At 65.7% G+C, this 7,646-nt stretch carries 10 protein-coding genes; 4 read left to right on the forward strand and 6 right to left on the reverse strand.

The window, feature by feature from the left end; genetic code table 11:
* The 4 genes from A9Z05_RS33690 to A9Z05_RS38280 all read right to left on the reverse strand — a co-directional run.
* Positions 1-374: aminotransferase class III-fold pyridoxal phosphate-dependent enzyme (locus tag A9Z05_RS33690; protein WP_141723541.1), on the reverse strand; the 374-nt coding region annotated here is incomplete at its 3' end.
* 35 nt (positions 375-409) lie between these two features.
* Entirely contained in the window at positions 410-1,747 is a 1,338-nt protein-coding gene (locus A9Z05_RS33695) for a glutamine synthetase family protein (protein ID WP_069621834.1), read from the reverse strand.
* A gap of 28 nt (positions 1,748-1,775) precedes the next feature.
* Positions 1,776-2,561 carry a gamma-glutamyl-gamma-aminobutyrate hydrolase family protein gene (locus tag A9Z05_RS33700; protein ID WP_069621835.1) on the reverse strand — a complete coding sequence of 262 codons (786 nt, stop codon included), beginning with the start codon at positions 2,559-2,561 and terminating at the stop codon, positions 1,776-1,778.
* Positions 2,562-2,844: 283 nt separating this feature from the next.
* A complete protein-coding gene (locus tag A9Z05_RS38280; protein WP_006488040.1) occupies positions 2,845-3,027 on the reverse strand; it encodes a hypothetical protein in 183 nt (60 codons plus the stop codon).
* A gap of 455 nt (positions 3,028-3,482) precedes the next feature.
* On the opposite strand from A9Z05_RS38280, the gene A9Z05_RS33710 reads away from it, so the two are divergent.
* Complete coding sequence (locus tag A9Z05_RS33710) at positions 3,483-4,034, forward strand: cupin domain-containing protein (protein WP_011546390.1); 552 nt, start codon at positions 3,483-3,485, stop codon at positions 4,032-4,034.
* An 88-nt stretch (positions 4,035-4,122) separates the two neighbouring features.
* On the forward strand, positions 4,123-5,613 hold the full coding sequence (locus tag A9Z05_RS33715) for an aldehyde dehydrogenase (RefSeq protein WP_069621836.1): 1,491 nt from the start codon (positions 4,123-4,125) through the stop codon (positions 5,611-5,613).
* Between the two features lie 60 nt (positions 5,614-5,673).
* Here the strand turns inward: A9Z05_RS33715 and A9Z05_RS33720 are convergent, their stop codons facing one another.
* Positions 5,674-5,874, reverse strand: coding sequence for a heavy-metal-associated domain-containing protein (locus A9Z05_RS33720; RefSeq protein WP_006477591.1), 201 nt, complete (start codon positions 5,872-5,874; stop codon positions 5,674-5,676).
* Positions 5,875-6,204: 330 nt separating this feature from the next.
* Here A9Z05_RS33720 and A9Z05_RS33725 point away from each other — a divergent pair, with 330 nt between their 5' ends.
* Both A9Z05_RS33725 and A9Z05_RS33730 read left to right on the forward strand, forming a co-directional pair.
* Positions 6,205-6,537 (forward strand): cupredoxin domain-containing protein, encoded by a 333-nt coding sequence (locus A9Z05_RS33725; protein WP_069621837.1) that lies wholly within the window; start codon positions 6,205-6,207, stop codon positions 6,535-6,537.
* A 12-nt stretch (positions 6,538-6,549) separates the two neighbouring features.
* A complete protein-coding gene (locus A9Z05_RS33730) occupies positions 6,550-7,386 on the forward strand; it encodes an FTR1 family protein (protein WP_069621838.1) in 837 nt (278 codons plus the stop codon).
* A gap of 77 nt (positions 7,387-7,463) precedes the next feature.
* Here A9Z05_RS33730 and A9Z05_RS33735 read toward each other — a convergent pair.
* Positions 7,464-7,646, reverse strand: a 183-nt coding sequence (locus A9Z05_RS33735) for an IS3 family transposase (protein WP_141723531.1), incomplete at its 5' end; no start/stop codon positions are given.

Here is a 7,646-nt window from a genome sequence, read left to right on the forward strand (position 1 = left end):
GCCGACAGCTCGATGATCGGCGGATGCGTGGTCTTGAAGAACGTGTTGTAGAACGGCAGTTCCTGGATCTGGCGATACGCGGCGTCGGCGAGTTCCTTGCGGCCGTAGCCGACGTTCACGCACCAGAGGCCGGCCATCCCGTCGATCACCTGGTTGCCGTCCGAGTCCCACAGGTAGACGCCGTCGGCCTTGACGATCACGCGGCTGCCGGCTCGGTTGAGCGCGCCCATGTCGGAGAACGGGTGGATGTGGTGCGCGGCGTCGAGCGCGCGGTATTCGGCGGTCGTGCGTGCCTGCGTCGCGCGCGGCGCGGCGGCGGCTGCGGCGGTCGGGGCGGCCGGCTGGATCCAGGCAGATTCGTTGCGGTAGGTCATGTTTCCTCCGTGATTCCGTATGCGGTGATGCACGCTCAAACGTGCAGCAGCAGATGGCGGCGTTCCCACGAGCTGATCACGCGGAAGAACGCTTCGTATTCGGTTTCCTTCAGCGCGAAATACGCCTTCAGGAACTTGGGCCCGAGGATCTCGCCGAGCGGCTCGCACGCGGCCATCAGCGTCAGCCCTTCCTCGAGGTTGCGCGGCAACTGGTACGGCAGGCTGTAGCCGTCGCTCACCAGCGGCTCGGTCGGCTCCAGGCGCTGCGTCATGCCGAGATAGCCGGCCGCGAGCGTCGCCGCGAGCGCGAGGTACGGGTTGCAGTCGACGCCCGGAATCCGGTTTTCGATGCGGCGCGCGGCCGGGCCCGAGTGCGGGATGCGGAACCCCACCGTGCGGTTGTCGTAGCCCCACTGCACGTTGATCGGCGCGGCCATGAAGCGCGACAGGCGGCGATACGAGTTGATGTACGGCGCGAAGATCGGCATCAGCGCCGGTGTGTACTTCTGCAATCCCGCGAGGTAGTTGTAGAACATCGACGTCGCGCCGCCGGTTTCGGACGACGTGAACAGGTTCTGGCCCGTTTCCTCGTCGACGATGCTCTGGTGCACGTGCATCGCCGAGCCCGGTTCGTCTTCCATCGGCTTGGCCATGAACGTCGCGTACATGTTGTGACGCAGTGCGGCCTCGCGCACCGTGCGCTTGAACAGGAACACCTGGTCGGCCAGCGACAGCGCGTCGCCGTGCATGAAGTTGATCTCCATCTGCGCGGCGCCGACTTCATGGATCAGCGTGTCGATGTCGAGGTTCTGCGCTTCGCAGTACTCGTAGATGTCCTCGAACAGCGGGTCGAACTCGTTGACGGCCTCGATCGAATACGACTGGCGGCCCGTTTCGGGGCGGCCCGTACGGCCCACGGGCGGCCGCAGCGGCAGGTCCGGGTCCTTGTTCATGTCGACCAGATAGAACTCGAGCTCGGGCGCCACGACCGGCTTCCAGCCCTTCGCCTTGTACAGGTCGAGCACGCGGCGCAGCACGTAGCGCGGCGAGATCTCGACCGGCGAGCCGTCGAAGTGCACGCAGTCGTGAATCACCTGCGCGGTCGGATCGACGGCCCACGGGATCAGCCGGATCGTCGACGTGTCGGGCACGCACACCATGTCGGGATCGGTCACGCCGGTGAGCGACCCGTCTTCCGGATAGTCGCCGGTGACGGTCTGCACCATCACCGCCTGCGGCAGGCGCATCGATTCGCCGGACGTGAACTTGTTGCGCGGCGTGATCTTGCCGCGCGCGATGCCGGCCATGTCGGGAATGATCGCTTCGATCTCGGTGATCCGGTGCTGCTTCAGAAAGTCTTCGATGTCTTGCATGTCTGTTCTCGTTGTCTGGTGGGCGCGCTCAGGCGAGCGCGGCGGCGGCCATGGCGCGCGTGCGTGTGGCGCGGCGGGCGCGGCACGCATCGCCGAACGCGCGGAAGATCGCGCTCGACAGCGGGTCCTGCGCGTGTCGCCATTCCGGATGCCACTGCACGGCCAGCGCGAACGCCGGTGCGTCGACGACGCTCACGGCCTCGATCAGGCCATCCGGCGCGACGGCCTCGACGGCAAGGCCGGAGCCGAGCTGCGCGATGCCCTGCTTGTGCAGCGAGTTCACGTGCACTTCGTCGCGGCCGCCGGCGAGCGCGTGCAGCTTGCCGCCGGGCGTCAGGCGCACGACGTGCGCGGGGCCGTATTGCGTATCCATCGGCGCGTCGTCGTCCTCGCGGTGATCGGCGAAGCCGGGCACTTCATGTACGCGCTGGTGCAGCGTGCCGCCGCAGACGACGTTCAACTCCTGGAAGCCGCGGCACACGGCAAGCACGGGCACGCCAGCGACGATTGCCGCGCGCAGCAGCGGCAGCGTCGTCGCGTCGCGTGCGGGGTCGTGCTTCGTGCCGGGCTCGCTCGGCTCGCCGCCGTACCGATGCGGTTCGACGTTCGAGTAGCTGCCGGTAAACAGCAGCCCGTCCACGGCGTCGAGCACGTCGGCGATCGACTGCCGCTCGCCGAGCGCCGGCAGCACCATCGCGAGCGCCTGTGCGCCGTCGACGATCGCGGCGACGTATTTGTCACCGACCGTATGCGACGCGTGTGCGCCGATCTGGGTGAGGTCGGCGGTGATGCCGACGAGAGGTTTCCTTTCCATGACGTCAATCAGTAATCCATAGGGACGTGACGCGCGTCGGCCCGAATGCGGCAAAACGCGGGCGCGACACGACCCCGCAGCCCGGCGCTGAGCGCAGGGCCGCTGGTGAATGGGCGCAACGGGATGGCGTGGCGATCCGCGCTGCGCGCGACGGTCAGGCCGTCGTTCGTTTCATTGCGATACGCGACGCGGCAACGAATGCGCGAACGCGTTCCGTCACCGCACGGACGATGCGGTTGGCGAATCGGCAGACAAAACGAACGACGTGAAGAAAGGAGAGGCGCTACGGCAGCAGCGACGCCACTTCGTCGGTATCGACGGCGACGAATGCGCGTGCGGAAACGGCGTTGTGGCGCCGAACGGAACGACGGGACAGGATGGTGTAGATCGACAGGTGAAGCAGGCGAGGACTATGCCAGCCGCAACTGCCGTCGGAAGCGGGAACGGCGCTGCGCAAACTTCGCACATCGCCTCGATCCCACCTCACCAGAGGGCCACGGACTCTCACGATTACACTCGACTGGTTTGTTGAAAGTATTGAACACCTGATCGTTTCGACGCGCGGGGCGTTTAAAATAATCGAGGCGCCGGCCCTGCGTCATTTACATTGACGGGCATCGATTGTTGCGTTGCGATAACGCTTTTCGACGCCTGTGAAAGCCAGATGACGCTGACCTGAGAGCCAGCATATACGAGCCAATAACGCCGTCAAATGTTTTTTAACGGTCCTGCATCAGGGCTTTCCCGAGCAATGCGAACAAAAGATTCGCAAAAGGAATAGTCGATGCGCCGTCCATTATTTCGAACGCCTTTCAGGGTTTTCCCCGCTGATGTGCGGCATAAAGTGATTAGAATATTCAACGGCAGTCCACCGCGTCGTTTCACTTTGTCATCGCACTTATCGTGTCCGAAACCGAATCGATGTCCACCGAAGTCGCCGAGCGCCTGCGTTTCGTGCGCAACAAGCATGGCCTGTCGCAGCGCGAACTCGCGAAACGCGCCGGCGTCACCAACGGCACGATCTCGCTGATCGAACAGGGCCGCGTGAGCCCGTCGGTCGGCTCGCTGAAGAAACTGCTCGAATGCATCCCGATGAGTCTCGCGGAGTTCTTCACGTTCGAACTCGTCGAATCGCGCGCGGTCGTGTCGCGTCGCGACGAGATGCCGAACCTCGGCAACGAGTCGCTCGCGTTTCATCTGGTCGGCGCGAACGTGAAGGATCGCAACATGTGCATCCTGCGCGAGATCTACCAGCCGCTGGCCGACACGGGGCCCGAGATGCTGGTGCACGCGGGGCACGAGGGCGGCGTCGTCGTGTCGGGCCGGCTCGAGCTGACCGTCGATAGCGCGACGTGGCTGCTCGACCCCGGAGACGGCTACTACTTCGAAAGCCGTTTGCCGCATCGTTTTCGCAATCCCAGCGCGGAACTGATCTGCGAGGTCGTCTCGGCCAATTCGCCGGCGACCTTCTGACCGCGCGTCACCGCATTCGCGGCAGGCCGTCAGCGCGCCATGCGCGCGGCGTGCCGCATCGCGAATGTCAAAAAACTGAGGCATCCTGATGAACAAGTTGACTTTGGCTGACTGGCAACACAAGGCGGCGGCGCTCGAGATCGACGGGCGCGCATTCATCGATGGCGCGTCGCGCGACGCGCACGGCGGCAAGACGTTCGACTGCGTGAGCCCGATCGACGGCCGCGTGCTGGCGAAGGTCGCCGACTGCGGCGAAGCGGACGTGAACGCTGCCGTCGCGGCCGCACGGCGCGCGTTCGACGCGGGCGTATGGGCGGGCCTGAACCCGCGCGCGCGCAAGGCCGTGCTGCTGCGGTGGGCCGCGCTGATGCGCGCGCATCTCGACGAACTGTCGCTGCTCGAGACGCTCGACGCGGGCAAGCCGATCGGCGACACGACGACGGTCGACGTGCCGGGTGCCGCGTACTGCGTCGAATGGTTCGCCGAGGCGATCGACAAGGTCGGCGGCGAGGTCGCGCCGGCCGATCACCATCTCGTCGGTCTCGTCACGCGCGAGCCGGTCGGCGTGGTGGCCGCCGTCGTGCCGTGGAACTTCCCGCTCCTGATGGCCGCATGGAAATTCGGCCCCGCGCTCGCGGCCGGCAACAGCGTCGTGCTGAAGCCGTCGGAGAAATCGCCGCTGACCGCGATCCGCGTCGCGCAGCTCGCGTTCGAGGCCGGCATTCCGGCCGGCGTGTTCAACGTCGTGCCGGGCGCGGGCGAACCGGGCAAGCTGCTCGCGCTGCATCGCGACGTCGACTGCATCGCGTTCACGGGCTCGACGGCGGTCGGCAAGCTGATCATGCAGTACGCGGCGCAGTCGAATCTGAAGCGCGCGTGGCTCGAGCTCGGCGGCAAGTCGCCGAATATCGTATTGCCCGATTGCCCCGATCTCGACCGCGCGGCGCAAACGGCGGCCGGCGCGATCTTCTACAACATGGGCGAGATGTGCACGGCCGGCTCGCGGCTGCTCGTGCATCGCGACATCAAGGACGCGTTCATCGAGAAGCTCGTCGCGGCCGCCCGCGCGTACGTGCCGGGCAATCCGCTCGATCCGTCGGTATCGATGGGCGCGATCGTCGACGGCATCCAGCTCGAGCGTGTGCTCGGTTACATCGAGGCGGGGCGCAACGAAGGCCGGCTCGTCACCGGCGGTGCGCGCGTGAACGCGGAAACGGGCGGCTTCTATGTGGAACCGACGGTGTTCGAGGTGAAGCCCGACGCGAAGATCGCGCGCGAGGAAATCTTCGGGCCGGTACTGTCGGTGATCGTGTTCGACGACGTCGACGAGGCCGTGCGGATCGCGAACGACACCGAATACGGGCTGGCCGCGGCCGTGTGGACGTCGAACCTGACGACCGCGCACGACGTGTCGCGCCGGCTGCGTGCGGGCACCGTGTGGGTGAACTGCTATGACGAGGGCGGCGACATGAACTTCCCGTTCGGCGGCTACAAGCAGTCGGGCAACGGCCGCGACAAGTCGCTGCATGCGCTCGAGAAATACACCGAACTGAAGTCGACGCTGATCCGGCTGCGCTGACACGCCGCCGGGCGCGGGCGCGTCGCTGTCCGGCGCTGCGCCCGCGGCCTTCGGCGCGCGTTACGCGGTGCGCAGCGCGGGATGGAAGCCGGCGGCTTCGATGATCGACTGCACGCGCTCGGCGCCTTGCGCCGAGTCGACCTTGACGATCTTCGCCGCGACGTCGATGTCGAGCTTCGCGGCGGGGTCGGCGGCCGTCACCGCGCGCGTGATGGCGTTGGCGCAGCCGCCGCAGGTCATGTCCTGGACTTCGAATTCCATCGTGTTCTCCCGGGTGGGTGGTTGATGAGTACGTTCAGCATGAAGCTTGCCATGGTGGGAAGGTCAAGTGCTGCATGCAGCGATGCGCATCGCATCAGCCATTTGTAATGCTGATGTCTGACGAATAGCCATTCGTGTGCGCGCGTCAGTCCGAATTTGTCCCGATTGACGGCTGAACGTTGTCGGCGAAATCCCGCGAACCCTTGCGCGCCAACGAGCGCGCGGGATCGACGACGCACGATCTCCATGCGCCGAGTAAGGGTACTCCGAGGTGAAAATGCGAATCGATCTTAGTATCGATTCCCTTCCATATTTCCGTTCATTACATCCATGACCCGTTTCGCTATCGGTTTCGCACTGGCCCTGCTGGGCGCCTCGGCCACGTCCGCCTTCGCCGCCGACGACGTCGTCAACCTCACGTTGAAGGATCACAAGTTTTCGCCCGACGGCGTGACGATCCCTGCCGGCAAGAAGGTGAAGTTCATCGTGAAGAATCTCGATGCGACGCCGGCGGAATTCGAAAGCGACGACTTCAAGGCGGAGAAGGTCGTGCCGGCCGGCAAGTCGGTCGAGATCCTGGTCGGGCCGCTGAAGGCCGGCACCTACGAGTTCCACGACGAGTATCACGAAGCGCAGTCGAAGACGCACCTGACCGTCAAGTAAGCCGATACCGACATGCTGTCTACTGCCCTGATCGTCTTTCGTGAAGTGCTCGAGGCCGCGCTGGTGGTCTCGATCGTGATGGCCGCCACGAAGGGCGTGCCGCGGCGCGGCTGGTGGGTCGGCGGCGGGCTGGTCGGCGGCGTGGTCGGCGCCGGCCTGATCGCGGCGTTCGCCGACGTGATCTCGCAATGGGCGTCCGGCATGGGGCAGGAAGTCTTCAACGCGGGCGTGATGTTCGTCGCGACGCTGATGCTCGCGTGGCACTGCATCTGGATGAGCCGGCACGGCCGCGAAATGGCGCTGCACATGGGCGAGGTCGGCCGCGCGGTCGCGGCCGGCAGCCGGCCGTTGACCGGGCTCGCGATCGTGGTCGGCGTCGCGGTATTGCGCGAGGGCTCCGAGGCCGTGCTGTTCCTGTACGGGATCGCGGCGGGCGAGCCGGGGCAGACGCCGCAGATGATCGCCGGCGGGCTGCTCGGCGTGCTGGGCGGCGCAGGCCTCGGCTACGCGATGTATGCGGGCCTGCTGCAGATTCCGTTGAAGCGCCTGTTCTCCGTCACGAACGCGCTGATCGTGCTGCTCGCCGCGGGCATGGCGAGCCAGTGCGTCGGCTTCCTGCTGGCCGCCGGCCTCGTGCCGTCGTGGGGCGATGCGGTCTGGGACACGTCGTGGCTGCTCAAGGAATCGAGCATCGTCGGCAAGGCGCTGCATACGCTGATCGGCTATACCGCGCGTCCGGCGGGCATCCAGATCGCCGCGTACGTCGCGACGCTGGTGGCGATCCTCGTGCTGGCGCGGCTCGTCGGTCGGCCGCAGGAGACGGTGAGGCCGCCGCACGCCGCGGCGTGAGTGTTTCCGGGCTTCCGGGTTCGAATGAAAGAAGGGGCGTCATGTGAACTGACCCCATGAAGTTGGACAGATAAAGGCTAGGCGCCCAAGGGCTGAGTCCTGTATTGCACGGGACTCAGCCCTTTCAACTTGAGCTTAATGCGTTCGTGGTTGTAGTAGTGGATGTAGCGCTCGAGCGTGTCGCGCAAATGCTCCACGCAAGTGAAGCGATGTCCCCTGTAGCACTCGGACTTGAGCGTGCCAAAGAAGCTTTCCATCGC

It is taken from the genome of Burkholderia sp. A2 (assembly GCF_001729305.1).
Classification (GTDB): Bacteria; Pseudomonadota; Gammaproteobacteria; order Burkholderiales; family Burkholderiaceae; genus Burkholderia; species Burkholderia sola.

Bases quoted from the DNA above. Each gene is read 5' to 3' on its own strand.
- A9Z05_RS33710 (WP_011546390.1), top strand. From the start codon at position 3,483: ATGTCCACCGAAGTCGCCGAGCGCCTGCGTTTCGTGCGCAACAAGCAT.
- A9Z05_RS33695 (WP_069621834.1), bottom strand. From the start codon at position 1,747: ATGCAAGACATCGAAGACTTTCTGAAGCAGCACCGGATCACCGAGATC.
- A9Z05_RS33730 (WP_069621838.1), top strand. From the start codon at position 6,550: ATGCTGTCTACTGCCCTGATCGTCTTTCGTGAAGTGCTCGAGGCCGCG.
- A9Z05_RS33725 (WP_069621837.1), top strand. From the start codon at position 6,205: ATGACCCGTTTCGCTATCGGTTTCGCACTGGCCCTGCTGGGCGCCTCG.
- A9Z05_RS33720 (WP_006477591.1), bottom strand. From the start codon at position 5,874: ATGGAATTCGAAGTCCAGGACATGACCTGCGGCGGCTGCGCCAACGCC.
- A9Z05_RS33715 (WP_069621836.1), top strand. From the start codon at position 4,123: ATGAACAAGTTGACTTTGGCTGACTGGCAACACAAGGCGGCGGCGCTC.
- A9Z05_RS33700 (WP_069621835.1), bottom strand. From the start codon at position 2,561: ATGGAAAGGAAACCTCTCGTCGGCATCACCGCCGACCTCACCCAGATC.